This window comes from Gammaproteobacteria bacterium (assembly GCA_016705365.1).
Lineage (GTDB): Bacteria > Pseudomonadota > Gammaproteobacteria > Pseudomonadales > UBA5518 > UBA5518.
Genome location: JADIYI010000005.1, coordinates 307,176 through 333,847, shown reverse-complemented (window position 1 = coordinate 333,847; position 26,672 = coordinate 307,176). Strand labels below are relative to the sequence as shown.

Genomic DNA, 26,672 nt, shown 5'->3' with positions numbered 1-26,672 from the left:
GCTCTCAGCCCGACCCGAAGGCGTAGCGCAGGCTCAGGCCGATCTCGCGCTCGGGCTGCACACTCACACCGCGGTATCCCGAAGAAAATCCCGCCAGCACCCACTCGGAATCGAGTTGCAGCAGCGTATCCTCGTCGAGCGCGTTCTTGGCCCATAGCGTCAGGTCCCAGCGCCCGTCGGCACTGCGCACGCCGGCATAGAGATTGAGCAGCGCAAACGAGTCACGCTCGAAACCCGTCGTGAAGTTGTCGTTCTCGGGCTGGTAGTTGAGCAGGCCGCGCAGGTAGTACTCGAGCGAGTCTGCCGGAATAACGTACTCGGATTGCAGCGTCGTGCTCCAGTCAGGCAGGTTGGAGATAGGATCGCTGCTGGTACAGAAAGCGACAGGTCCCGGCGCGCCCCAGTCCGCCGCCGGCGGATTGGGACCGTTGTCGGCCGATCCGTCGAAGTTCGTGTCGCGGCACGGCACGCTGGCATCGTCGAACTCGCCCTTCTGGGTGCTCAGCATCAGCTGCGCGGTCCAGTTCTCGCTGACCAGGAATAACAGGTCGGCTTCGGCGCCATAGGTGATCGCATCGCCACTGTAGGTGAAGCCACCCGAGGAGACCAGATCCGTGTCCGAGTTGAGGTAGGGAACATCCTCGAAGCGTCCGATGAAACCGTCGAACTCCTGGTAGAAAAGCGCAGCGTTCAGGCGCAGGCGCCGATCCAGCCACTCGGACTTCAAGCCGAGTTCGAAGGCATCGGATTCCTCGGGCGGGCCGAACAGGATGTTATCGGGTATCGGCGCCGTGATCCCGACCGTGACGCCGGGCGGACGCCAGGAGTGCGCGGCCGTGAGGTACAGCAGGGTGTCGTCGTCCAGGTGATACTTGATGGACACATCATAGACCCAGGTGTCCCACTCATCATCGACCGGCTGGTAGAACGTGGAGGCATCCACCTGCACATTGCAGGTGTTCGGATAGGACTGCCCTGTTGCAAAGGGAGGCGGGAAAAGACCTGCGTTACACACGATCCCGATCAGCGGTTCCGTGAGCCCGTATGCCCTCATATCGACCGCGTTTAGCGCGGAGCCGGTTGCGAGGGTCTGCGCGCGCGTGGACTTTTCCTCGAGATAGCGGGCACCCATGCCGATGTCCAGGCTGTCGCTCACATGAAACTCGAGATGCCCGAATACCGCCGTGTTCTCCGAATCGGTGGGAATGAGGATATCGACACCGAGCAGAAAATCCGGGTTTGCCGGCCCCTGCGGTACACCCGGGTAGCCGAAGGCACCGGAGAGTTCTGCGACCTGTTGTACCGAGGTCTTGGTCTCGGTATCGCTGTACCAGAGCCCGACGTTGTAATCGACACGCCGGTCACCCGTGGATTCCAGCCGCAACTCGTGCGTGGTGACATTGAAATCCGTCGCAACCTGCTTCGGGGCGTAGTAGTTCGCGACCGCGTTGGCGGCATCCAGATCATCTGCGTCCTTGTCCTCGAGATCCTGGTAGCCACCGATATAGACGAGTCGGTTCTCTCCGATATCCCAGTTTGCCTGCAGCGAGGTGATGGCGATATCCAGCTCCTGCGCTCCGATACCGTCAACCACGCCGCGACGATCCCGCGACTTGATGGCCGGCCCGTTGTACCCGGCACCCGGCCCCTCGACCAGAGTGAAGTGCTCGAGCTCGCGCTCCATGTAGTGGTGGGTGAGCAGAAAGCTCAGATCGTCCGTCGCCTGGAAAAGCAGCGTGGCACGCACGCCCTCGTCATCAACCGATGGTTCATCGCCGCCAATGGTCTTTCCCCCGGGGCCCTCGTTGGTGTTCTTGACCCCCGCCACGCGCAGCGCCAACTTATCCTTCACGATCGGGACGTTCAGCGCGCCCTGGTAGTTCTGTGCGTCGGCGTCCGAGAACGAGCCGGAGACCGTGCCACCCAATTCCAAAACATCCGGGCGCCGGGTAGTCAGGGTCACCGCGCCAGCCGGCGAGGGCCGGCCACGCAGAGTGCCCTGCGGACCGCGCAGCAATTCCATCCGCTCGATATCGAAGATGCTGTTGAACGCGTAAACCGAGTTCACCGGCAATTCGTTGATGTAGATATCGACGGCCGGCGGCGCAGATGAATTGGGAGCATAACCCACGCCTCGCACCGCGATCACGCCGGGCTCGCGCGAGGTGTTCGTCATCGAGAGTCCCGGGGTCGCTTCGGCCATGTCGTCGAATTCGAAGAACTTGAGCTTCTCCAACTGTTCGCCGCTCAGGGCGGCAATCGAGACCGCCACGTCCTGCGCACTCTCCTCGCGCCGGGTCGCGGTGACGACGATCTCTTCCAGTTCCAGGACACTCCCGGGTGACTGCGCCGCTGCCGGCGCCATCGCTGCCACCCCGGCGACAATGCCGAGGAACAACGCGCTGTGGCGCAGGGTCGTTTTACCCGCTGCGCCGGGTGGAGCTTGCCGATACAGCATCATGGCAGAACTTTTCATTGGCTCAATCTCCCGTCTCGTGGACAAATTGTGGTTTGAAAGATCCCGGCTCAGCCGCCGCATCGCGGACATCGGATTGTCGGTTATCGTATCGACAGTTATCTTCGTGAAACCCAGGTGCAATCCATTGTATCTTACTATTAGTTTAATAATAAATTAATTGTGACTTCCGGACAAGATGATGGAATCATTGCGCGAAGCAGATCGCCGCGACCCCGCGCGCCCCGCACCGCGCAACCCGCGTCAGGACCGGAACGCTTCACGCCCAACACCTTGCACCGGGATATCCTGGCTCGGGAGCACCTCGTGCTGCAGCGCGTACATCGCGGCGGCGGCCTGGTCGATCGCCTTCACAAAGGCAAGCGAACCCGCAAGGATCGGCGCGAGGAGCGCACGATCCTGTATCCGTGCCGGCGGATACTCATGTTCCACGATCAGGAAAGTATTCGCAGGATCGAGCGGCAACAACTCGCGTGCCGCGAGTTGGTGGTCCAGCCAGTCGACCGAGCGGTTCTGCAGGTAGGCGAGCGGGTCATGGCGTGCCGTTCCAGGCAACTCGTGCTCGGCGAAAACCGTCTGTTTCTTCCACGCCTGGGCCAAGTCGGCAGGATCCTTCGCAGGCTCGGCGCCGCACCAGTCGCCACGCTGCATGGTCTGCCCGCCGTAACCCCAGGCCGCAAGCCCACGTGGATCGATCACCTGCCCCTTGACATGGAAGCCGGCGATCAGGAATGCGTAACCGCTGTCCTTGAGATAGCGAAATACCGAGCGCGTGTCCTGTCCGATCAGGATCGCGTGCGAGGGGTCGTAATGGATACGGAATTGCTCGCCGACACCGTGCTTCTCGCAAATCCGGTACAACGCGATCCATGGACCGGGCGCATAGGCAATGTTGTTGTACCAGGTGTCGCCGACGGTCCAGCCGGGCATCGGGCACTGCTCCACGCGGTACACCAGGTCACGCGCTTTTGCCTCGCGCAGCAGCGGCACGAAGACCTCCTCGAACATCAGCAGGTTTGCGTCCATCTGCAGCTGCGCATTGCGCCCCACGAAACCGCAGACCGCATCCACGCCAAGCAGCACCGCGGCATCGAACACGCGCAACATGAATTCGTGCTTGCGCCGCCGCAGGCTATCGTCCGCAACCAGCATGTTGTCGAAGTACCCCAGATCCGACAGGCCCACTCCACTCGAGTGCATTGCGGCGAGAACGCGCGCGGCGCGGTGCGTGTCGAACGGCTGGCGCAGATCCAGCGTGTTCGCGACAGGGTCCAGCAGTGCAGCTTCAGGCACGTCGCTCATATGCGGGTGCAAGGCCGCCGATAGCTGGATCCAGGGTGCGCCGATGTCGCGCGCGAAATCCAGCCAGTGCTCGATCGCGAGGTCGGGGTCGGCATCACGCAGCGCGCGCGGCGTAAGCTCCTGCAACGCGGCCGTGAGCACTCCCAGCTTCATGTGACGCGGCGCGAAGCGCGCGGGCGTGTTCATGCCTGCCCCTGCACTCGCTCGATGTCTGTCCATTTCGACCCGTCACGGCTCGAGGCGAGCGCCGCCTCGATAAAGCGCATGCCGCGCACACCCGCACCAATGTCGCGATAACGCGTGTCGGCACCGGGAATCCCTCGCAGTCCGTCGGCGAAACCGCGATAGAGGTTGGCCATGGCCTCGGCCAGACCCTGCGGGTGCCCCGGTGGCAATTGGCTGGCCATGCGCGCGAGCTCGGTGTTGAACCCGTGCCCCGGCGTGTACAGCTGCCGCGGACCGTTCTCGCGCAACTGCAGCAGTTCGGCAGCTTGCTCCTGACACCAGCGGAGCGCGCCGCTGCGTCCGTAGACTGCGATCCGGAGATTGTTCTCCTCGCCGGTGGCAATCTGGCTGGCACGGAGCAGCCCGCGCACGCCGTTGTCGGTGTGGAACAGCACCGTGCCGTCGACGTCGAGCGCTTTTCCGGGGCCAAAGCTGTCGAGCTCGGCAAGCACCCGCCGGATCCTGAGGCCCGTGGCGTACTCAACCAGATCGAAAGCATGTACGCCGATATCGCCGATGCAACAGCTGGGCCCGGAGCGTGCGGGATCGAGACGCCACACCTCGTCGCGCAGTGCCGCGTCGTGCATCGCGGGATTGATCCAGCCCTGGTAGTACTGCACATCGATCTTCTGGACCGCGCCAATCGCACCGCCCGCGATCAGTGCGCGCATCTGCCGGACCATCGGGTAACCGGTGTAGGTATGGGCCACGCCGACCTGGCACCCCCGCGTCACGGCCTTGCGCTCGAGCGCCAGCGCCTCGACCACGCTCAAGCTCAAGGGTTTCTCGCAAAAGACGTGCAGCCCCGCATCCAGCAGCCGGTCCACCATTGGGAAATGCAGGTGGTTGGGCGTGAGCACAGAGACCACCTCGATTCGCTCCCCCGGCGCGCGGCGGCTCTCGCCAGCGAGCATTTCCTCCAGGTCCGCGTAACTGCGCCCGGCTGCGACGCCAATGCGCTCGGCGAACGCGCGACCACGCGCCTGGTCAGTGCCAAACACCCCGGCCCGCAGCTCGAATTCACCCGAAAGCATCACCGCGGCGCGATGCACGCCGCCGATCAGCGAACGCGGGCCGCCACCGATGAAGCCAAGCGGGATACGCCGTGCGCTCACCGGTTCGTCTCCCCTATCGTGGTGTTGTCACGGAACAACAGCAGAAAAACGCTGAACACCAGAAGGGCGAAACCTGCCGGGAACAGCCAGATCAGCCGCCAGTCGTGACCGGACGGGAGCGTATAGAGATCGCTGACCATACCCGCGACCTGGAAGCCGATCAGCATGCCGATCCCGTAGGTCGCGAGCGTTATCAAGCCCTGTGCCGAGGCCCTGAATCGCTCCCCGGCACGTGCGTCGGTATATACCTGACCGGCGACAAAAAAGAAGTCGTAGCAGATACCGTGCAACGCAATGCCCGCCAGCAACATCCACAGCAAATCACCCGCGTTGCCCAGCGCGAACAAGGTGTAGCGCAGGCTCCAGGCGAACATGCCGATCAGCAGCGTGGTCTTGAATCCGAACCGACTGAACAAAACGGGCAGCAGCAAGATGAATCCCGCCTCCGAAACCTGGCCGATCGTCATCTTGCCGGCAGGATTCGCCACTCCGCTCTCAACGAGAAACAGGTTGGCGTTCTGGTAGTAGAACGCCAGCGGCACGCAGATCAGTATGGCGGAGCAGAAGAACACCGCGAAACTGCGATCTTTCAGCATGCCGAGTGCGGTGATGCCGAGGCGTTCGCCGATGCCCGCTGCCGCATTGCCAAGGGGCGGGGTCGCCGGAAGCGTGAAACTGTATACGCCGAGCAACGCCGACGCGAGCGCCGCCAGCGCAAACGTGTTGCGCAGCGCGCCGGCGGCGAGGCCCGATGCATCATCCCACCCGAACACGAAACTGATGCAAAGACCCGCCGCTATCCAGCCGATCGTGCCCCACATGCGTATGCCCGGAAACTCCTCGCGGGTATCGACCAGTTGCCTGAACGCGACGGCATTCACCAATGCCAGCGTCGGCATATAGGTGATCATGTAGGCAAGCGCGACCGGATAGAACGTCGCGAAATCCGCGGACGAGAACAGGCAGTAAAGCATCACCGTGCCTGCAAGGTGGAGGATACCCAGAATCCGCTCGGCATTGAAAAAGCGGTCCGCGATCAGCCCGATAAAGAACGGCGCGATAATCGCGCCCCAAGACTGCGTGGCGAAGGCCATGCCGGTCTGCGCGCCACTGGCCTGCAGATTGGTTGCGAGGAAAGTGCCGAGTGTCACGAACCACGTACCCCACACGAAGAACTGCAGGAACATCATGAGCCCGAGCCGTGCGCGCACACCTGTCATTGTCCTGGCCCTCGCGCGTCCGAATCGCGCTACACCGCGCCGGCGCGCAGCTGCTCGACGGCGTGGTTTGCCGCGCGTGCCGTGAGCGCCATGAAGGTCAGCGACGGATTCACGCAACTGGCGGAACTCATGCTGGCACCGTCCGTGACATACAGGTTCGGCACGTCGTGCGCCTGGTTCCAGCCGTTCAGCACCGAGCTCTCCGGATCGCGCCCCATGCAGGCGCCGCCCATCTCGTGTATCGCGTCACCCGGAACCGAGGGATTGGCCATGGTCATCACGTTCAGTAGCCCGGCCGCCTTCAGCATTTGCTCGGCCTGGGCCGCGGCATCGAGGCGCAGCTTTTCCTCGTTCTCGCGAAAACGCACGTCGAAGCGGACCTGCGGTATGCCATGGCGATCGACGCGGCTGCTGTCCAGCGTCACGCGGTTGTCGCGGTACGGCAGGCACTCGGTGAAGCCGGCAAGAAACATCGACCACATCGGCGCCTGACGCAGTGCCTGTTTGAACACCGCCCCGAAGCCAGGGATCGAAGGCGCCATCATGCGTCCCTCCATCGCCAGCGCCATGCCCTGGAAACCGTAACCGCGCAGGAACTCGCCCTCGGGCCGCCGCGGATCGAGATTGCGAAAGCGTGGGATGTAGATCCCGTTTGGCCGGTAACCGTAGTAGTACTTGCCGGTAAACTCCGTGGACATCCCGAAACCGAATACCCCGTTCTGGTGATCCATCACGTAGCGGCCGAGCATGCCGCTGCGATTGGCCAATCCGTCCGGGAAGCTGTCCGAGCGCGAGTTGAGCAACACCTGCAGACTGCCAATCGTGGAAGCGCACAGAAACACCAGTTTCGAGGTGAGGCGCGTACGCTCGCCGGTCACGGTATCGACGATCCGCACGCCCGCGACCCGCATGCCCGCAGGATCGTAATCGAGGCCTTCCACGACGCTGTTGGCGCGCAGCTCGAGATTGCCGGTCTTGCGTGCCGCCGGCAAGGTGGAGCTGTGGCTGCTGAAATATGCTCCGGTCGAGCAACCGCGCTGGCATATGCCGCAGTAGTGACACGCGCCACGATCCCCGAGCGGCTCGCTCAGATTCGCCACTCGCCCGATCGTCATTTTGCGTCCCGGGAACTGCGCCTCGATGCGCTGCTTGACGGCCGCTTCCATCACGTTCATCTGCATGGGCGGCTGAAATTCGCTGTCCGGCAGCTGCGCGAGACCCTCCGCCTGTCCGCTGACGCCGATAAAGCGCTCGACATGGGAGTACCACGGCTCGATGTCGCTATAGCGTATCGGCCAGTCGATACCGTGCCCGTCGCATCTGTTGGCCTCGAAATCCAGATCGCTCCAGCGATACACCTGGCGCCCCCACAGCAGCGACTTGCCCCCCACCACGTCGGCGCGCAGCCAGTTGAACGGCGCATCGGGTGCCTGCGTGTAGGGTTGCTCGCTGTCCTTGGCCCAGAAATGGCGCGTGGTCTCGTCGAAGGCGTAGCATTTGCTCTGCACCGCATAATCGCGCGCATACAGTTCGCGCAGAGGCTTGCCACCGAAGGGAATCTTCCACGGGGGCATGTGCTCGGTCACGTAGTCCTTGCCGTGCGTGAGCGGGCGACCGCGCTCCAGCATCAGCACTTTCAGACCCTTGCCGGTCAATTCCTTGGCGGCCCAGCCACCGGTCACGCCGGAACCAACAACGATTGCGTCGAATTGTTCTTTCATTGTTTGCGGACTCCTGCCCAGTGGCCGTATCCGGCGCGGCGCATGATCAATAGCTCCACTGGCGTCCCCCTGTCTTCACGTAGGCGTAATCGCCCTCGTAGCGCATCGGCATCGGGTTGTAGGCCAGTTCCAGCTTCGCGCCGACTTCCGAGCTGTAATAGCCGATCACGGTCAGTTCCTTTAGCTTGGCGAAAAACGGCGTGTTCTCGTCGACGATTTTTGAGATCGCGGCGGCAACCGTACCACCCGGAAAGGGACTCACATAGGCAGCCGCCTGATTTTCCGCCTCGTCCAGCGCGGCAATGCGCTGCTTCGCGTTCGCCTCGATGAAGCTGGTTCCGAGCGAGGCTTTACAGAACGTGTCGAGCTGTTTCAGTCCGTCGAAGAAAATCCCGCGCTCGATATCGGTATACCAGTCCGCGACCATCATCTCGATGAATTGCGGAGTGCCCGCGGCGATTGCGCCGGGCGTATCGGTCTCGGGAATGATCATCTCCGCGAGCACGCTGACCAGTTGCGAGGTATTCGCGTCAAACAGCGCGCGCGAAGCTGCGGCGGCGGGCACCTCGCCGGCCAGCACCCGCAGCGTCGCCGATCCCAGCATGGCACCGCCCATCGCGCTGGCAACTGCCAGCAACATTTTCCGTCGGTTCATCATGATTTTCTCCTCCTGTTCAATTGGTTTCGCAGATGAGCGGATCCGCGGGCAGCGCGGCAGCTGGGTCCAGGCGGCCAGCCCAGACAATTGCGCGCATGAGCACTTCCCGGTACTTCGGGTCCGAATAGCTCTCCGCGGTATGCCCCAGCGCCGAATAGAACACCCGGCCGGCGCCAGCACAGTGCTTCCAGATCATCGGGTGATCGCTGCCCATTGCCAGCGGCTTCCCGAAAAAGCTGCCGGGGGAGTAGGTGTTTTCGTCGATCGTTGCGAGCACGCGGACATCCGACGCGCGCGGGCTGTTGTCGAAGGAGTACCACTCATCCGTCCGAACCCAGTCTTCCTCGAGAGCCGCAACGATCGGATCGGCGGGCTGCTCGATGTGCAGGGTGGCCTGCTGGAACTGAGGGTACAGCGGATGGCCAATGAAGCGCGCGCGGATCACGGTGTCGAGGTACCAGGGCCAGACCTCATGGCTGTTGTCGCCACCCGCGTGCAGTGCCAGGAAGCCGCCGCCCTGTTCGAGCCAATGCCGCATGGCCTGGCGTTGCTGCGCGGTCAGCACATCGCCGGTCACATTGTTCCAGACGATCACATCAAAATGCGCGAGATCCTCCGGATTGAAAACGCCGCCACTGTCGCTCAGGAAAATGCTCGCGCCCTGCTCCGCCGCGATCTGCTCAAACAATTGCTTCCCCGCCGGAATGGCCTCCTTGTGAATGAAGGAATTGGTTTTCGAGAAAACCAGCACCGCCGGATGCTCCAGCGGCGGCAGCGCCGGCCTTTCGGTCTCGAATACGGGGTCACGGAAAAAGCCGTTCGCACGCATCTCACTGTAGTAGGCGCCACCGGCCACCAGTGCGAGCAGCACCAGCAGCGCCGTCACACCCCAGAACCACTTCCATCCAGTCTTCATGCATTGATCTCCGATTGTCCTGATCGCTGCCGTGGTTGGTCCGCAGCCGCCATGCGCCACCGCGCGCGGTAATCCACGAGTCCACGCAGCGTGCACGGCTCGCAGTGCTGTAGGGGCGCCATTTCGGGTTCGCGCTCCCAATGGCACAGCATGGCCGCGCCGAGCGCGCTCGAATCGCCGGTCCCGCACAGGCCCACGGGTGTATTGCGCAGCGCCGCCACCAACCGGCACAACACGGAGTTCGCAAGAAGCGCACCTTCGATCACGATCTCGCCGGGAGCCGCCAGCAGATCGAGCAGCTGATCGATCATCAGCGCCGTGTAGAGCGTGGCAAGCGCGGCACCGTTGGCGGGTTGGCCGACGATTCGTCCCGCTGATGCGGCAAACGGTCCGCTGGCGCCGCCAAAACTTGGCAGCGCCAGCGCGCCGGCATCCACAACGGCCTGCACATCCTCGACGCTCACATCGGCGTCCGGATCGGCGCCGAGCAATCCGCAGATCGCGGCGAACTCGCGCCCGCCCATAAAGCGCGCGCAGGCGACCGGGTTGCCGTGGATATCGACATTGGCGAGCATGTCGCGCGTCTCGTCGAGCGCCTCCAGCGCCCCATGCGATGCCATGCACACCACCCATGTACCGGTCGAGACCAGCACGAATGGCCGGCCCAGCGCAAGTTTCAGCTGACGTGCATAACCCGCGTTGCTGTCATGCACTCCGGCATGCACCGCACAGTTCGTCGTAAGCCCCGTGCGATCGGCAATATCGGCATGCAGTTGCACTGACCCCCAGGCCACACGCCGCGGGGGGATTTTGCCCAGCAGCCCGAGTGCGGGAACCAGCACGGAAAAATCCCGCGCCCGCGGCGACCACAGATCGGTATGGCAACCGAGCGAGCTGCATTCACTCAGCAGCGCGCCGCTCAGACGCCATGTCCAGTATTGCGGGTAGAGAAGCACGGCCTGCGCACGCGCGAAGTCCTTCGGAAACCGTGTGCGCAGCCAGTGCAACTGCCGCCCGAGATTCAGGCCACCCGGCAGCGCCGGCGAAAAGGTTTGCGCAAAGGCGGGTCGCCGCGCCTCGTAGTCCGCGAATTCTTCCGGCCCCGAGTGTTCGTAGTCGAGCACCGGCAGAACGAGCCCGTTCTCGCCGCGCGCCGGATCGATCAGCGCCGCCGTTGCACCATGCGTTGTGACAATGATGTGCTCTATCCGGTGTTGCGCTGCGCTATCGCGCATCGCCTCGAGCATCCACTGCCACAGGCCGTCGACATCGAGATGCGGATAGGGCGCGGTAGTGAGCACGCTGTTTGCACGCTGGCGGCGCGCGACGGGCTGCAGAACGGCATCGAACACGATTGCCTTCGCATGCGTCTTGCCGATGTCGAAAATCAGCGTGCAGCTCATGCCGGCGGGATTTCCGAATCACGGCATTCCTTTTCGCGCATCCAGATCGTCGCGGCCACGAGGTAAATCACGGTCGGCGCGATCAACCAGTCGCGCAGCGTTGCCAGTTCGATCGTCCCGTTGAAGACCGCCAGCCCCGAGAACACGCAACACGCGAGCGCAAGCAGGGTAAACAGCCGGCTGAACTGCAGACGCGGGTTTGCGCTGGCGCGCGCCGTGCTGGCGCGCCACAACTGCTCGTTATCCAGGTATTGCCGCTCCGCGGCCTGTTGCTGTCGCAGCGCGCCCTCATCCCGGGCAGCCTGCTCGGCGTGCGCGACGCGCGCACCGCTGAAGCTGGCGAGGACGAGGTAGATCACGGTTGCCGCGATCCAGGTCGGGATCAGCAGGAAGAAGAGATGCAGCGTCCCGCTCCAGACCAGCGCCAGCGCGAGAAGCAACGACAGCGCCCATGCCGCGAGCGCGGCAAAATTCGTGCGCAGACCCGCGTAGTGCGCCCAGTAACGCGTGAGCCCGAGACGCGGAAACAGCCAGTGTTCGGCCACGATCACCGCGCCGACCGGCGCCAGCGTGAGCCCCATGATCCCGACAAAATCCATCAGCCGGCTGAACACGAACGGGAAACACGCAATCACGGTCGTGACGCCGCCGGTGATCATCGTGACGCGCGCGCGACCCCAGCGCGGGTTGAGCGACTGGAACGCCAGCCCGGCGCGGTAGATCGTGGGGTTTGCGGTCGTCCAGCCGGCAACGATCACTGCAACAATGCCCGCGGAACCAAGCGCCTGGTAGGCCACCGCACCCGGATCGAGTACCGAGATGCTGCTCTTCAACAGCAGCGCGGCGCCCGCGCCCATGATGCCGGCACAGACCCACGCCATGTAATGCCCGATGAACATGCCGTTCGCGGAGAGAAAGCCATAGCTCGGGCTGCGCGCGAAACGCAGCACGCTCATATCGGACAGACCGCCATGCATCGCGAGATTACAGATCCACGCAAACGCCGCCACATGCCACATACCGACCGAACCGGCACCGGTTCCCTGCCAGATCCAGCGATCGGCGATGGTGCCGAAATCGGCAATCCCCGAACTCGCCTGCACGCCATCCGTGCTCGCCGCCAGCACCGGCAGCATCGCCATCGCGCCCAGCACGAACATCAGAACCATCCATGGTGCACAGACCGTGGCAAAACGCGCCACGCCGCGAAAACCGCGCAGTGCGATCCACACCACCACCGCACCGATCACGAGCACCAGCGCCACGAAAGCCACGCTCGTGGGGTACCAGTCGACCTGCGGGGCAATGCCCAGCGGGATGCGCATCGCCGAGGCGGAGACCGTGATCATGGTTCCCGCGAGTATGCAGAAGAGCACGCCGTTGACCACGCTGTAGACGCGGATCATGCCTGGGCCACCGATCTTCTCCAGATAGGCGTACAGCGTGAGCCGCGTCTGCACCGCGATCGGCGCGCACACCAGCCCCCAGCTGAGCACCGCCATCAGGTTGCCCCACAGGAGCCCCCACAGGATGTCGCCCGTGGATACGCCCCAGGCCACGAACATCGCGCCGATCACGAACTCGGTCCCGGCCACATGCTCGCCGGCATAATTTGCCGCGAAATGCCGCGCCGGCTGCAGCCGTCCGGGTGTGACGGGCGTGCGCTCGAATTCGTCGTTCTGCATCAGCCTTGTTCTCCTGCGACACGCGTTTGCGTGTTGCCTGCAACGGGTTCGACCACGATCAGCTCGATACCGGCGTCTTCGAAAAGCACGCGCGTGTCCGCATCGATACCGCTGTCGGTGATCAGGATATCGACTTCCTCCAGCGGGCAGAACACCAGTTCGGCGCGTGCATTGAGCTTGCTGCTGTCGGCCAGGACCACCAGCTGTTCGGCCTGGCGCAGCAGTTTCTGCTCGGCTTGTATCAATATCGGGTCGGACTCCATTACACCGTGTGCACCGATGGCAGGCGTGCCCATGAACATGCGCCGCCCGTGATACCGCTGAATCAGGTCCTCGTCGAAGGCGCTGACGATGATGTTCTGCTTGCGATGCAGCTCCCCGCCGGGCAGGGTGACCCGGCACCGCCCGGATTCCAGCAGCACGCCGGCCAGTGCAAAGGAGTTGGTGAGCACGTTGATATCACGCGCGCACAGGAATTCGGCCATCATGAAGGTGGAGCTGCCGCCGTTGATCAGGATCGTTTCCCCGTCCTGGCACAGCGCCACGGCACGCTCTGCGATCGCGCGCTTCTCGGCCACCTGGCGCTCCAGGTTCGCCAGGAACGCCGCACCCTGCAGTTGCTGGCGCGGCGCTCTGGGAGCCAGCCCGGACGCGCTCAGTTGCGCGCCGCCGTGGATCTTGCTCAGCAGTCCCTCCGCGGCGAGCTTGTTGATATCACGGCGAACGGTTGCCGGCGAGGCATTCAGGGTGTCGACCAGTTCCTGCAGGCGCACGAACTGCTTCTCTTCAAGAAGATCGAGGATGAGGCGCTGACGTTGTTGCTCCAGCATGGCTGACCCGTCCGGTTGTTATGATCCCTGCCCCACTCGCTCCTTGCGGCGGTGCAGAGCCGCCATAACGCGCGTGGCGTGATTGCGGAGGATCAACCTTACTCAACTACGATCTATTTTGCAATCTATTGATTACTTTTGATTGTTTTAGTAGTAAGTTATGCTGCTACCCTCCCACCAGACTGGAAACAAACAGTCAATGTCCACGGGCAACTCGCACTCCCAGCCCTGCTTCCCTGCCAGCAACGGGCCGATGATCGCGCTGGAGGTCGAGAGCCCGCTGCCAGAACCGACCACGGAGCTCGCGCAGTTCAAGGCCGGCCTCGAATCATGCCGGCTACGCGATCGCGGCCAATGTGTTCGATCCGCAGCTCGCCCGTGAGCTGCGCGCGGTGGTGGCGACCGATGACCACCGATCTGGCACTGCTGAAGCGACGCTCAGTGATCTTGCGCCAGTTGCTCGGCTACAGCTCCGACGCCGCAGGCTTTGACGAACAATGGCTGCCCGAGGTGCAGGAACTGCTGGTTGCGACAACCATGACGTGGTGAACAGCGTGCGCAAGGGCTCCACCCTGCGGCCGCTGGCCGAGATGGCCGCGCCGATCGTGCTGGCCAACACGGTCCAGGCCGGCCATCAGCTGATCAATACCCTGTGGGTCGGGCGCCTCGGTGCCGGGGCGGTGGCGGCGAATACGGCTCACGCCGGAGCGGGAGCTCGAGGTGCGGGTCAACGCGGAAATCCTGATCGACAAGGCTCGCAGCTGAAACGCACCTTGAAACCGTCGATGATGATCATTTTACGGATGACCGTTTGTGATTGTTTGTGATTGTTTGTGATCCATCGGACTGATAAACTATTTTAATATTCACCCGCGCGAGGCCCTCCTGTTGCACACGATCGAAAATCTCTGGGACGAAGCGCGCGCCGCCCGGCTGAGCGAGCAGGAGCTGCTGCTGTACCGCTCAAACCTGCTCGGCGCGGATCTGCGCATCACGAATTTCGGCGGCGGCAATACCTCGGCCAAGCTGCCGGACAAGGATCCGTTGACCGGCGCGGAGGTCCCGGTGCTGTGGGTCAAGGGCTCTGGCGACGATCTCGGCAGCATGAAGCTCGATGGTTTTGCCACGCTCTATCTGCAAAAACTCGAACAGATGCAAAAGCTCTACCGCGGCCTCGCACACGAGGACGAGATGGTCGGCTACCTGGCGCATTGCACCTTTGCGCTGAACACGCGCGCAGCCAGCATCGACACCCCGCTGCATGCCTTCATCCCGCACACGCATGTGGATCATGTGCATCCGGATGCGGTGATCGCGATCGCCTGCACAAGGCGCAGCCGCGAACTCACGCAGACCATTTTCGGCGTGGAGATCGGCTGGCTGCCGTGGCAGCGCCCGGGATTTGATCTGGGATTGCGGCTCGGCGAACTGGCGAGCTCCAACCCGCAGCTTGCCGGCGCGGTGCTGCAGGGGCACGGCCTGTTCACATGGGGCGATACGTCCAGGGTCTGTTACGAAACCACCCTGCGCATCGTGCGCCGTGCCGGCGAGTGGCTCGCGGCTAACGGCAGTGCAGAAGCATTCGGTGGCACGCGTCATGCCGGTATTGCCGAAGCCACGGAGCGACGCCGTGTCGCCGCCGCATTGATGCCGCGCATACGCGGGCTGATCAGTGGTTCGCAACACAAGATCGCCCACTTCGACGATTCGCCCGCGGTGCTCGAATTCGTGAACTCCGCAGGGCTCGCGGCGCTTGCCGCGCTGGGCACCTCCTGCCCGGATCATTTTCTGCGCACAAAGATTCGTCCGCTGCTGATCGATTTCGATCCGTCAGCCGCGGAGCGCGAGGCCGAGATCGCACGTTGCGAAAGCACGCTCGCGGGCGCGCTCGAAGCCTACCGCGAGAACTATGCCGCGTATTACCGGCGCTGTGCTCGCCCCGACAGCCCCCCTATGCGCGATGCAAATGCGGTGATCTATCTCGTTCCCGGCGTAGGGGTGTTCAGCTTTGCACGCGACAAGGCCACCGCGCGCATCGCCGCGGAATTCTATGTGAACGCCATCAATGTGATGCGCGAGGCCGAACATGCCGATACCTATGTTGCGCTGCCGGAACAGGAAGCCTTCGATATCGAGTACTGGCTGCTGGAGGAAGCAAAGCTGCAGTGCATGCCAAAGCCGCGCAGCCTCGCGGGACGCGTGGCACTGGTCACGGGCGGCGCGGGCGGCATCGGTACCGCAACCGCGCGCCGCCTGCTCCAGGATGGCGCCTGCGTGGTGCTGGCGGATATCGACGCCGCGGCACTCGCGGAAACGCGCGTGGCGCTCGCAAGGGAATACGGCTCCGATGCGGTGCGCGCGGTGGTTTGCGATGTCACCGTCGAGGAATCAGTTGCCTGCGCGGGCATCGCAACCGCCGTGGAATTCGGCGGCCTGGACATCCTGGTCTCGAACGCCGGAATTGCCAACTCCGCACCGCTCGAGGACACCAGCCTCGAACTCTGGAACCGCAACATCTCGATCCTTGCAACTGGCTACTTCCTGATCACGCGCGAAGCTTTCCGTCTGCTCAAGCGCCAGGCCTGCGGAGGTGCCATCGCCTTTATCGCCAGCAAGAATGCGCTGGTCGCCTCGCCGAATGCCTCGGCCTACTGCACCGCCAAGGCAGCCGAGGTCCAGCTGGCCCGCGCCGTGGCGCTGGAAGGTGCGCCGCTCGGCATCCGCTGCAACGTCGTGAATCCCGATGCGGTGCTGCGCGGCTCGAAGATCTGGAGCGGCAAATGGCGCCAGGAGCGCGCCGATGCCTACAACATGGACGAGGACGAGCTCGAGGAACACTATCGCCAGCGCAGCCTGCTCAAGCTCAACGTCTACCCGGAGGACGTCGCCGAAGCCGTGTACTTCCTGGTCTCGGAGCGTTCCGCCAAATCCACCGGCAACATCATCAACGTCGACGCCGGCCACGCGCCGTCGTTCACCCGCTGAGGAGTGCGATCATGAACGCGTTTAGCGTCGATTTCATCGCCGCGCAGAATCGCCCGCTGGAGGCCTTTCTGACACAAGACTACGCCTCGCTCGGCGAGCAGCTCGCACGCACCGGCATTGATATCGAGGAGATCACCACGCGAGCACAGGCTTTCGCGGTCGCGGTGCCGAGCTGGGGCGTCGGCACCGGGGGAACGCGTTTCGCGCGCTTTGCGGGCATTGCGGAGCCGCGCAATATTTTCGAGAAACTGGAGGATTGCGCCGTCATCCACACGCTTGCCCGCTGCACGCCAACCGTGTCACCGCACTTTCCGTGGGACTGCGTCACGGACTACGCCGCGCTGCGCGAGCAAGCGGCGGCACTCGGGCTCGGCTTCGACGCCGTGAATTCCAATACGTTCCAGGACCAGCCCGGACAATGCGAGTCCTTCAAGTTCGGCTCGCTGACGCACACCTCGGCGAAGGCACGCGAGCAGGCGATCGCGCACAACCTGGACTGCATCGAGTACGGTCGCCAGCTTGGCTCGCGTGCGCTGACCGTATGGGTGGGCGACGGCGGCAACTTCCCGGGCCAGCAGCATCTGGTGCGCGCGCTGGAACGCTATCTCGAATCGGCGCGCGTGATCTATGCCGCGCTGCCCGACAACTGGCGGATGTTCATCGAGCACAAGCTGTACGAACCGGCTTTCTACTCCACCGTGATCCAGGACTGGGGCACCAGCGCGCTGTGCGCGATGCAGCTCGGTCCGAAGGCCCATTCCTTGGTCGATCTCGGGCATCACGCGCCGAACGTCAATATCGAGATGATCGTGGCACGGCTGATCCAGTTCCGGAAGCTGGCCGGATTCCACTTCAACGACAGCAAGTACGGCGACGACGATCTCGACAGCGCCTCGATCAATCCCTACCAGCTGTTCCTGATCTTCAACGAACTGGTGGATGCCGAGTACCGCGCGGCGGCGGGCTTCGATCCCTCCTACCTGCTCGACCAGTCACACAACGTAACCGACCCGATCGAAAGCCTGATCAATTCGGCAGGCGCCGTGCAGCGCTGCTACGTGCAGGCCCTGCTGGTCGACCGCCCGGCGCTGGAGGGATTCCAGGAAACCAATGACGCGCTGATGGCCAGCAACACGCTGAAGCGCGCCTTTCATTGCGACGTCTCACCGATCCTGGCCGAGGCCCGGCGTCGGGCCGGCGGCGCGATCGACCCCGTCGCCTGCTTCCGTGCCGCAGGGTACCGCGCCGGCATCTCGTCGCAACGCCCGCAAGCGGCCGGCAGCCACTCCGGAATCGTCTGAGATGGCGGTGATCACCTGTAACGAGGACCTGCGGCAACTCGCGATGCGCCGCGTACCGCGCGCGATCTTCGACTACGTCGACCGCGGATCCTATGACGAAATCACGATTGCCGCCAACGCCGAAGAGCTGAACCGCATCCGGCTGCGCCAGCGGGTGATGATCGATGTTTCGACACGCGACACTCAAAGCACGTTGCTTGGCGCCCCGGTCTCCATGCCTGTCGCGCTCGCACCGACCGGGCTCGCCGGACTGATGCACGCCAACGGCGAAATCCACGCGGCACAGGCCGCGGAGGCCTTTGGCGTACCCTTCGCGCTGAGCACCATGTCGATTCTCTCGATCGAGCAGGTGCGCGCGGCGGTGCGGCAGCCCTTCTGGTTCCAGCTCTACGTGATGCGCGATCGCGGCTTCATCGCTGAACTGATCAAGCGCGCCATGGCCGCCGAGTGTCCCGCGCTGATCCTGACTGCTGACCTGCAAGTACAGGGCCAGCGCCACCGCGACATCAGAAACGGGCTATCCGTGCCGCCGCGGCTCACGCTTGGCACGCTGTTCGACAGCATGTGTCGGCCACGTTGGGCGCTCGGCATGCTTGCGGCGAAGAGTCGCAGCTTCGGCAACTTGGCAGGCTATGCACCAACCGGGCGCGGACTCACCACGCTGTCACAGTGGATCGCAGGCCAGTTCGATGCCTCGCTCAGCTGGAAGGACGTGGAGTGGGTGCGAAGCCTCTGGCCCGGCAAACTGATCATCAAAGGAATCCTCGACCCGGAAGATGCTCGCCTCGCCGTGCGCGCCGGTGCTGATGCCATCGTGGTCTCGAATCACGGTGGAAGGCAGCTCGACGGCGCGCCGGCCGCCATCGAGGCACTGCCGCAAATCGCGGATGCGGTGGCCAGCGACACCGAGTTGCTGTTCGACAGTGGCGTGCGTAGCGGTCAGGACGTGCTGAAGGCGCTGGCGCGCGGTGCGCACGGCACAATGATCGGAAAGGCTTTTCTTTATGGGCTTGGTGCGATGGGCAACTCCGGCGTGACGCGCGCGCTGGAACTGATCCGCGCCGAGCTCGACGTGACCATGGCCCTGACCGGTACGCGGGACCTGCGCTCCGTTGATCGTGGCGTGCTGTGGAGCGTCGACTGATCAGACTCGCAATGCGCCCCTCAGCGCCGCCGCCTTGCCTTGATCGGGAGCTTGCGTTCGATGTTGTCCACCAGGTCGGCGAATCCCGCTTCCATCACGTCGCTGCCGGTGAGTTGTGCCTGGAACGGCCGCAACATGAGGAAGTGTTGCTGCTCCTCGGGTTCGAGCTCCTCGAGACGCGACAGCGACACCGGTGAATGGAACCGGGCGTCACTGATCTCCGCATGCAGCAGCGCGTGTGCCTTGAGGCAGAAGAGCCAGTTGTGGAGCACCAGCTCCTTGCCGCGGAAGCCCAGGTCGTAGAGCGTCCTCCCGGGGACCCGCGTGATACGAAGCCAGCCGGCCGAGGTCTTGCCGTCGACGCCGGCGATCTTGAAAATCACCGGATACTTCTCGCCGAGTTCGCGCAGCGTCCACAGCCAGTCACGCAGCGTCGTTTTCCAGTCCTGTGCAGGCTTCGGCGGCGGCATGGTGAACTGCTTGCCGATGTGATTGGCAACTTCGACGAGCAACGCCTCGCGGCTCGGGAAGTAGTTGTAGAGCGCCATCGACACGGTGTCGAGTTGCTTGGCCACCTGCGCCAGGGTGAACTCCTCGACAGAGTGCGTCGCCAGCAACTTCAGCGCGGCATCGATGATCATCTCCCGCGACAGCCGGCTCGGGCGGCCGACACGGCCCTTGCGGGCCGGCGTATTTGCCGCACGCGTGGAATGCCCGGCAGCAGGCTTGGCCGCGATCTTGCGTAGCGCCGCAGGTTTCGGCTTGGTGGGTCGTGGCATGTACGAATTCCCCGGATGTGACGAACGCCATGAATACTAGCCCGAAATATTCATGAACTCACGGCTGCGGACGCCGATTTGGCTTCATGCCAGCAGCTCGCCGCTGCGCCTGATTGTAGGCCTATGGAAAAAACTTGGCCACGGCGTTGGTGGACAGGCGATTGCGTCGGCGCCGCTTCCGGCGCCGTGCGGCCCGCTGCCCGCGCTACGGCAGGGCGATGCGCGGGCTGAACGACAGGGCGATATCCAGGTCCGCGGAATGAAATTCGGAACAGTCCCACAAAATCTTGATCCAGATCGTCTCGATCCGGATAAAACTTATCTATAAGTAAAGCGTTCGGGGCGCTGGGCGTCAGCCCCGGACGCGGAAACATCTCGAACCGACGTGCGGTACGACCTGGAGGCAGCAAACGATGAGAGCGCTTTTCCTGCGCGATGCGCGGTTACAGGCCCTGCTGGACCCGGAGGCTGAGCTATGGCGTCCGGTACCTGTCGAGGTGATTGCGCTTGGCGGCACACCCTCGGCGCTGCAGCCCACATCGGCGGTGCGTGCCGCCTTTCCGGACGGCACGATAGGTGCGATAAAGTCCGTGACAGTGGCGGTGGCGCACAACGGCAGTGATATCGCCTTCCGCCTGCAATGGCAGGATGCCTCGGCCGATACTGGCGCCGCAGGGCAGGATGACACCGGCTTTCCGGATGCCGCCGCGATCCTGTTTCCGACCGTCCCCAAAGCTCCCCTGATGAGCATGGGCGCTCCCGGCATGCCGGTGAATGCCTGGTACTGGCGTGCCGACGAGGCCGGCCAGGGTCGCCACGTCAGCGGCGAAGGGCTGGGCACGACCGAGACCCTGGATCGCGAGCTGGTCAAGGTGCAGGGCGAGCATCGCAATGGCGAATGGCGCGTGGTGATCGCGCGAGCAATGCGGGCCACGGCTTCGCGCCCGGTTGCGCAGCTGGGCGCGGGCGGCCGTATCGGCGTGAGCCTCGCGATCTGGGAAGGTAGCCAGGGTGAGCGCGCGGGTATCAAGGCCTTCGCGCTGGGGCCACACGAAGGCTGGCATGAACTCGTGCTGGACGGCATCACCTGATTGGAGAGAAAGACATGAGCACAAGCAAACGCCAGCTCGCAATGGTAATGGACCTGAACAAGTGTCTCGGATGCCACACCTGCACCGTGGCTTGCAAGACGCTTTGGACCCAGGGTGACGGCATGGACTACATGTGGTTCAACACCGTCAATACCGTTCCCGGCAAGGGCACGCCAAAAAACTGGGAAACGATGGGTGGTGGCTTCGATGCCGGCGGCAACGCCAGGCCTGGCCAGCTGCCCGGGCGAAACGATTACGGCGAGGCATGGAATTTCAACCACGACGAGATCTATTACGAGGGAAAGGGCGGCAGCACGCGCCTGGAGATCCTGGGCGAGGCACCCCAATGGGGCCCGAACTGGGAAGAGGACGAGGGTGGCGGCACATTTCCCAATTCGTTCCACTTCTACCTCCCGCGCATCTGCAATCACTGCACGCATCCGGCGTGCAAGGAAGCCTGCCCGCGCCAGGCCATAGAGAAGCGCGAGGACGACGGCATCGTCACGGTCGATGAGGATCGTTGCCGCGGCTACCGCTTCTGCCAGGCGGCTTGCCCGTACAAGAAAATCTACTTCAACCACCAGAAGAAAGTCGCGCAGAAATGCATCTTCTGTTTTCCCCGTATCGACGCCGGCGTTGCGCCGGCCTGTGCGCGGCAGTGCCCTGGCCGGGTGCGCTTCGTCGGGTATCGCGATGATCCCGATGCGCCCATCTACAAGTTGGTGGACAAGTGGAAAGTGGCGCTGCCCCTGCACCCCGAATACGGCACCGAGCCGAACGTGTTCTACGTCCCACCGATCGGTCCGGCCAGCTTCGGCGCCGATGGCGATATCGACGATAACGCACCGCGCATTCCCGATGAATACCTCGTGGGCCTCTTCGGTCCGAAGGTGCTGGATGCGTTGGCCACGGTCAAGGCCGAACGCGAGAAGATGCGTGTCACCGGCAGTTCAGAGCTGATGCAGCTGCTGATCGCCTACGAATGGAAGGACATGTTCGGTGGTTTTGACCAGGATCCCGCGGCGGCGTCCGTCGTGCGCTGGGTCGAATAGCGCCACTGCGCCCAGGTCGCAAAGGAGAGAGCGATGCAATCCTCATCTGGCATCAGCCGGCGCAGGTTTCTCGAGGGCGCGGCCGTGGGAGCGGCCACGCTGTTGCTGGACCTGCACAACCTCAAGCCCGCCTTCGCCGACGGACGCATGCCGCCGGGCGCGCGCGAGTATCGGAATTACCGGGACGTCTACCGCAAGAAATGGAGTTGGGACCGCGTGGGAGTGGGGACTCATTCCTGCAACAACTGTGCAAGTGGCGGCTGCGCCTGGAACCTGTACGTGCGCGGCGGCATCGTGTGGCGCGAGGAACAGGCCGCGCCCTACACCCGAACCAATGCCAGTGTGCCCGATTACAGTCCGCGCGGGTGTCAGAAAGGCGCCTCCGCCGCTGCGCTATATCGCAGTCCGGCCCGGGTGCGTTATCCACTCAGGCGCGTCGGGGCACGGGGCGAAAACCGCTGGAAGCGGATCACCTGGGACGAAGCGCTGGGGGAGATCGCCACGGCGCTGGTCGATACGCTGTCCACGCGCGGCGGCGTCGGTGCCTATTGCGAGAACGGCAACAACAGCGACTTCGGTCCGAGCTGGATCGCGATGGTGCGTTTCTTCAACCAGCTGGGCATCCCCGTCACCGAGAACTTCGCCGGCGTCGGCGACCTGATGACCGGCGCGACCTCCACGCTGGGCATGCCGGTACCGGGGGCCTCGTCGGATGACTGGTTCCGTACCGATTATTTCGTCAACTGGTTCGGCAACCCGGTATCCACGCGCATCCCCGATGCCCACTTCATGACCGAGGTGCGCTACCGCGGCGCGAAGATTGTCTCGATCACGCCGGATTTCAACCCCACCGCAATACACGCCGACCTATGGATTTCCCCGCGGCCGGGCACCGATGCGGCGCTGGCGCTCGCCGCCTGCAAGGTCATCGTCGACGAGAATCTTCACGATGTGCCGTACATCATCGAGCAGACTGACCTGCCACTGCTGGTGCGCACGGACACGCGGCAGTTCCTGCGCGAGGCCGACGTGGTGACCGGCGGACGGCAGGAGTGTTTCGGCTGGTGGGACGGGAAGAGGCAGCAGGTGGTGTGGTCCAGCAGTTCCATGGCCGTGGCGGCGGAACAGCGGACGCTGAAGCTGACGCCCGACGATCACCCGGTGCTGGAGCCGCAAGGCGCGACCGTGACGTTGCTCACGGGCGCCAAGGTGACACTGCGCAGTGGCTTCTCGATCATGCGCGACAAGCTGGCGGCCTACGACCTCGCGAGTGCGGCGAAGATCACCGGAGTGCATGCCAACGTCATCCGGCGCTTCGCGCGTGAATTCGCCACCGCCAAGTCGGCGATGATCTATGCCGGTGCCGCCATGGGCAAGATCCTGCACGGCGATCTGGTACAGCGCTCGCAGATCCTGATGGCGGCGCTCACCGGCAACAACGGCCGCATGGGTGGCGGCTGGCAGGAAATGACATTCTTCGAGCTTGACGGCAAGATGCTCGCCGCGTTCGTTGATCATCCGAGCGATCTGACACCCGACGATCCCGCGGCAATCTGGGGAGCACTGGCCGAGGTCGGCAAGCAGCAGGCGGCGAGCCCGGCCTACATCTCCGGATCCATGATGATGCTGTTGAACGGCGGCACCCGCGAGGTGCAGCTCGATCCCGCCTACAACGACCCCACGTTGCCGCGTACGCCGGAGCAGTTTCTCGAGGAAGCGATCGCCTCGGGCCAGATCCACAATGTGCCGGGCCCGGAACTCGGGAAACCCGACATCATCTTCAACATGTTCGGCAACCCGTTCCGCCATCGCCGCATGGGCGATCAGCTGGAGAACACGCTGTTCAAGACCGCAAAGCTGGTCGTGGACGTGACGTTGCGCATGGACGACACCGCACGGCATTCCGACATCCTGCTGCCCACGGCCGGACCCTACGAGAAGCTCGGCTTCAAGTACTCGGTCGCGTATCCGCCCTATCTGCATCTCGGCGACAAGGTGGTGGAGCCGCTGGGCGAGGCAAAAGCCGACTGGGAAATCCTCTCGCTGCTGATGAAGCGCGTGAGCGCCGAAGCCAGGCGACGCGAGATCACCGAGGTACGTACCTATCGCGGTGTGCCCTACGACCTGTCCAGGGCGTACTGGCGCTTCAGCGACAAGGAGCGCATCGGACCACGCGAGGACGAGAAGCTCATGCGCATGATTCTCGCGCTGTCACCGGCGACGCGCGGCATCACGCTGGAGGGTTTGCGCGCAAACAAGGGCGCCATGCGCTACACAGGCGTCAGCCAGATGGGCAAGATGTGGTGCGGCACGAGCGACTACCGCATCGACGAGCCCCTGGTGCCCTATCAGGACATGGTGGTGAAGAAGATGGCGTGGCCAACAGCCACGGGGCGGCAGCAGTTCTACGTGGACCATCCGTTTTTCATCGAGGTCGGCGAGGAATTCCCGGTTCACAAGGAGCCTCCGCAGTCGGGTGGCGCCTATCCGCTCACGATGACCTGCGGCCACACGCGCTGGAGCATCCACACCATGTGGCGCGATCTCGACCTGCTGTTGCGCTTGCAGCGCGGCGAGCCGGTGGTATTCGTGAACCCGGGCGATGCCGCACGGCGGGGTATTGCCGATCATGATTTCGCCGAGTTCCGCAACGACGTCGGCGTGTTCGTGGCACGCGTGAAGCTGACACCGGGCATGCGACCGGAACAGGTCCACATCTACCACGCCTGGATGGCTAACCAGTTCCTGACCGGCAGGAGCAACGATTCTGTATCCGCGAGCCCGGTGAAAGTGACGCAGTTCGCGGGCAAACACGGTCACCTGCAAAACGAGGTCGGCTGGTACGAGTTCACCGGAAACGACCGGGATACCCGCGTCGAGATGAAGAAGTACGTGGCATGAACGCAGTCGAAACGCCGGCACACCCCTTGGCAGATGCATCGCGCAGCCTTGTCTATGCGGCTTTCACCGCGGCGCTCTCGCACCCGGATCATGAAGGCATGGACGCGATACGATCCGGCGTGCTGGCGGGCGCGCTGCGACAGTTGCTCGGCGCAGTCGACCCGGCACTGCTCGTGGGAGTGGACTGGGAGGCGCTGCAGGACTGCGGCGCGCACGACGAGTTCCTGCCGGTCGAATTCACCCGTCTCTTCGTGGCCGGCGAAAACGGACCGTGCTGCTCCCTCGAGGGCCGTTGCTACGGCAGCGCCGGCATGGAGGCAACCGAGGAACTGGTGCGTTTCTACGACTTCTTCGGCCTGTCGTTGTCCGAGGGGCAGCGCGAGGAACCCGATCACCTGCTGACCGAGCTCGAGTTCCTGCACTACCTCGCATACCAGGAGGCCGGACTCGCCAGCGCGGGCGAGAGTACCGAAGGCGTGTTGCGCGCGCAGCACGATTTCATCGCGCGCCACCCGGGCGCCTGGATACCAGTCCTGCACTCGCGGTTGAAGGCGCACGGGGCTCCGCGTTTTTACATCGAGCTCGTCCGGTTGCTGGAGCGTTTCCTGCGCGCCGAGGAGGCGCGCCTAGCCGGGCAGATCAAGCCTTCACCGGCGATTCACTGAGCCGGCAGCGATTCGCCAGCACCTCGATCAGATGCGCACCTCCAACCGCGATCCCGTCGAACTTCACGCGCGGCTTGGTGCGTGGTTCGCCCGAACGCTGGGTCCGGGAAGTAATCCGCGTCTTTCGCCGCTCACCAGCCCCGGCAAGGCCGGCATGTCCAGCGAGACACTGCTCTTCGACATGCGCTGGAACGAAAACGGCGCCGCACGCAACGGTCGCTTCGTCGCACGGTTGCCGCCACCCGCCGATGCGTTCCCGCTGTTTCCGCGCTACGACTTCGACATGCAGACGAGAGTAATGCGTCTCGTCGGCAGCAGGAGCGCCGTTGCGGTCCCGAAGGTGCCGTGGCAGGAATGCGAAAGCGAGGCGCTCGGCGTCCCGTTCTTCGTGATGGAACGCATCGACGGCGAGATGGTTCCCGACAACCCTCCCTATGTCTTCGGTGGCTGGCTCGCCGGGGCGCCGGCGGCGCAGCAGGATCAGGTGGAGCAGGAACTTCTTTGCGTGATGGCGGGAATCCATGGCATCAAGGCGAGCGCGGAAGAAACCGCATTCCTGCAGATAGCTCATGACGGCGTCACCCCGCTCAGGCGCCATTTCGCCCGCGAACGCGCGCTCTACGAGTGGGGTCGCAGTGGCATGCGCTTCGCACCCGTGGAGCGACTCTTCGACTGGCTGGAAGCGCATTGGCCCTCGCACGAAGGCGCGGCGGTAGTGAACTGGGGCGACGCGCGCCCGGCAAACGTGCTGTGGCGAGATTTCCGGGCGGTTGGCGTGCTGGACTGGGAACTCGCGATGCTCGGTCCGCGCGAGATGGACGTCGGCTACCTGATTTTCTTCCACCGGTATTTCCGCCACGTGGCGAAGCTGATGGCGGGCATCGACGCGATGCCCGGTTTCCTGCGCCGCGACGAGGTTGTCGCGGCCTACGAGCGACGGACCGGCGCTCGACTGCACGACATTGATTGGTATATCAGCTATGGCCTGCTGCAGCAGGCGGTGGTCGAGATCCGCCTCTCGCAGCGACGCATCCTGTTCGGCGAAATGGAGCGCCCCGCGTGCACTGACGAATACATCTACAGCCGCCGCCTGATCGGGCAGGTGGTTTCCGGTGACCGCGACGTGTGGGCCTGACGTTGATCGGGATGATGTGCGCGCGGCTTCAGCCGGACATCAACCTGAAGCGGTATTTTATTGAGACA

Annotated in this window: 22 protein-coding genes; 11 read left to right on the top strand and 11 right to left on the bottom strand. The window is 63.8% G+C overall.

The window, feature by feature from the left end:
• Window positions 1–4: 4 nt before the first annotated feature.
• From IPF49_05265 to IPF49_05220, 10 genes are all read right to left on the bottom strand, one after another.
• Complete coding sequence (locus IPF49_05265; GenBank protein ID MBK6287048.1) at window positions 5–2,476, bottom strand: TonB-dependent receptor; 2,472 nt, start codon at window positions 2,474–2,476, stop codon at window positions 5–7.
• A 243-nt stretch (window positions 2,477–2,719) separates the two neighbouring features.
• Window positions 2,720–3,964: a TIM barrel protein gene (locus tag IPF49_05260; protein MBK6287047.1), complete on the bottom strand. Its 1,245-nt coding sequence runs from the start codon at window positions 3,962–3,964 to the stop codon at window positions 2,720–2,722.
• Window positions 3,961–5,118: a Gfo/Idh/MocA family oxidoreductase gene (locus IPF49_05255; GenBank protein ID MBK6287046.1), complete on the bottom strand. Its 1,158-nt coding sequence runs from the start codon at window positions 5,116–5,118 to the stop codon at window positions 3,961–3,963. Before IPF49_05255 ends, IPF49_05260 begins: the two co-directional genes overlap by 4 nt.
• A complete protein-coding gene (locus IPF49_05250; GenBank protein ID MBK6287045.1) occupies window positions 5,115–6,338 on the bottom strand; it encodes an MFS transporter in 1,224 nt (407 codons plus the stop codon). The genes IPF49_05255 and IPF49_05250 overlap by 4 nt, the downstream gene beginning before the upstream one ends.
• Window positions 6,339–6,367: 29 nt before the next feature.
• On the bottom strand, window positions 6,368–8,059 hold the full coding sequence (locus tag IPF49_05245; protein ID MBK6287044.1) for a GMC family oxidoreductase: 1,692 nt from the start codon (window positions 8,057–8,059) through the stop codon (window positions 6,368–6,370).
• Between the two features lie 46 nt (window positions 8,060–8,105).
• A complete protein-coding gene (locus tag IPF49_05240) occupies window positions 8,106–8,717 on the bottom strand; it encodes a gluconate 2-dehydrogenase subunit 3 family protein (protein ID MBK6287043.1) in 612 nt (203 codons plus the stop codon).
• A gap of 16 nt (window positions 8,718–8,733) precedes the next feature.
• Window positions 8,734–9,633, bottom strand: a complete 900-nt coding sequence (locus IPF49_05235) for a ThuA domain-containing protein (protein ID MBK6287042.1) — start codon at window positions 9,631–9,633, stop codon at window positions 8,734–8,736.
• Window positions 9,630–11,036, bottom strand: coding sequence for an L-fuculose kinase (locus tag IPF49_05230; protein MBK6287041.1), 1,407 nt, complete (start codon window positions 11,034–11,036; stop codon window positions 9,630–9,632). The genes IPF49_05235 and IPF49_05230 overlap by 4 nt, the downstream gene beginning before the upstream one ends.
• Window positions 11,033–12,721 (bottom strand): nucleoside transporter, encoded by a 1,689-nt coding sequence (locus tag IPF49_05225; GenBank protein ID MBK6287040.1) that lies wholly within the window; start codon window positions 12,719–12,721, stop codon window positions 11,033–11,035. The genes IPF49_05230 and IPF49_05225 overlap by 4 nt, the downstream gene beginning before the upstream one ends.
• The gene (locus IPF49_05220; protein MBK6287039.1) at window positions 12,721–13,551 is read right to left on the bottom strand and encodes a DeoR/GlpR transcriptional regulator; all 831 of its coding nucleotides are present in this window, start codon (window positions 13,549–13,551) and stop codon (window positions 12,721–12,723) included. The genes IPF49_05225 and IPF49_05220 overlap by 1 nt, the downstream gene beginning before the upstream one ends.
• 405 nt (window positions 13,552–13,956) lie before the next feature.
• Here IPF49_05220 and IPF49_05215 point away from each other — a divergent pair, with 405 nt between their 5' ends.
• The 5 genes from IPF49_05215 to IPF49_05195 are packed head-to-tail and all read left to right on the top strand — an operon-like array spanning window position 13,957 to window position 18,981.
• Window positions 13,957–14,100, top strand: a complete 144-nt coding sequence (locus tag IPF49_05215; GenBank protein MBK6287038.1) for a hypothetical protein — start codon at window positions 13,957–13,959, stop codon at window positions 14,098–14,100.
• On the top strand, window positions 14,097–14,378 hold the full coding sequence (locus tag IPF49_05210; GenBank protein MBK6287037.1) for a hypothetical protein: 282 nt from the start codon (window positions 14,097–14,099) through the stop codon (window positions 14,376–14,378). The genes IPF49_05215 and IPF49_05210 overlap by 4 nt, the downstream gene beginning before the upstream one ends.
• Window positions 14,379–14,436: 58 nt before the next feature.
• The gene (locus tag IPF49_05205) at window positions 14,437–16,536 is read left to right on the top strand and encodes a bifunctional rhamnulose-1-phosphate aldolase/short-chain dehydrogenase (GenBank protein MBK6287036.1); all 2,100 of its coding nucleotides are present in this window, start codon (window positions 14,437–14,439) and stop codon (window positions 16,534–16,536) included.
• 11 nt (window positions 16,537–16,547) lie between these two features.
• A complete protein-coding gene (rhaI, locus tag IPF49_05200) occupies window positions 16,548–17,837 on the top strand; it encodes an L-rhamnose catabolism isomerase (GenBank protein MBK6287035.1) in 1,290 nt (429 codons plus the stop codon).
• Between the two features lies 1 nt (window position 17,838).
• Entirely contained in the window at window positions 17,839–18,981 is a 1,143-nt protein-coding gene (locus IPF49_05195; GenBank protein ID MBK6287034.1) for an alpha-hydroxy-acid oxidizing protein, read from the top strand.
• Window positions 18,982–19,001: 20 nt separating this feature from the next.
• On the opposite strand, the gene IPF49_05190 is transcribed toward IPF49_05195, so the two are convergent.
• Window positions 19,002–19,760 carry a helix-turn-helix transcriptional regulator gene (locus IPF49_05190; GenBank protein ID MBK6287033.1) on the bottom strand — a complete coding sequence of 253 codons (759 nt, stop codon included), beginning with the start codon at window positions 19,758–19,760 and terminating at the stop codon, window positions 19,002–19,004.
• 52 nt (window positions 19,761–19,812) lie between these two features.
• On the opposite strand from IPF49_05190, the gene IPF49_05185 reads away from it, so the two are divergent.
• From IPF49_05185 to IPF49_05160, 6 genes are all read left to right on the top strand, one after another.
• Window positions 19,813–20,088: a hypothetical protein gene (locus IPF49_05185; GenBank protein ID MBK6287032.1), complete on the top strand. Its 276-nt coding sequence runs from the start codon at window positions 19,813–19,815 to the stop codon at window positions 20,086–20,088.
• 85 nt (window positions 20,089–20,173) lie between these two features.
• Window positions 20,174–20,851, top strand: a complete 678-nt coding sequence (locus IPF49_05180; GenBank protein MBK6287031.1) for a hypothetical protein — start codon at window positions 20,174–20,176, stop codon at window positions 20,849–20,851.
• 41 nt (window positions 20,852–20,892) lie between these two features.
• On the top strand, window positions 20,893–21,903 hold the full coding sequence (locus IPF49_05175) for a respiratory nitrate reductase subunit beta (GenBank protein ID MBK6287030.1): 1,011 nt from the start codon (window positions 20,893–20,895) through the stop codon (window positions 21,901–21,903).
• Window positions 21,904–21,936: 33 nt separating this feature from the next.
• Window positions 21,937–24,804, top strand: coding sequence for a molybdopterin-dependent oxidoreductase (locus IPF49_05170; GenBank protein ID MBK6287029.1), 2,868 nt, complete (start codon window positions 21,937–21,939; stop codon window positions 24,802–24,804).
• Window positions 24,801–25,469, top strand: coding sequence for a molecular chaperone TorD family protein (locus IPF49_05165; protein ID MBK6287028.1), 669 nt, complete (start codon window positions 24,801–24,803; stop codon window positions 25,467–25,469). The genes IPF49_05170 and IPF49_05165 overlap by 4 nt, the downstream gene beginning before the upstream one ends.
• Window positions 25,470–25,500: 31 nt before the next feature.
• Entirely contained in the window at window positions 25,501–26,604 is a 1,104-nt protein-coding gene (locus IPF49_05160; GenBank protein ID MBK6287027.1) for a phosphotransferase family protein, read from the top strand.
• Window positions 26,605–26,672: the final 68 nt, after the last annotated feature.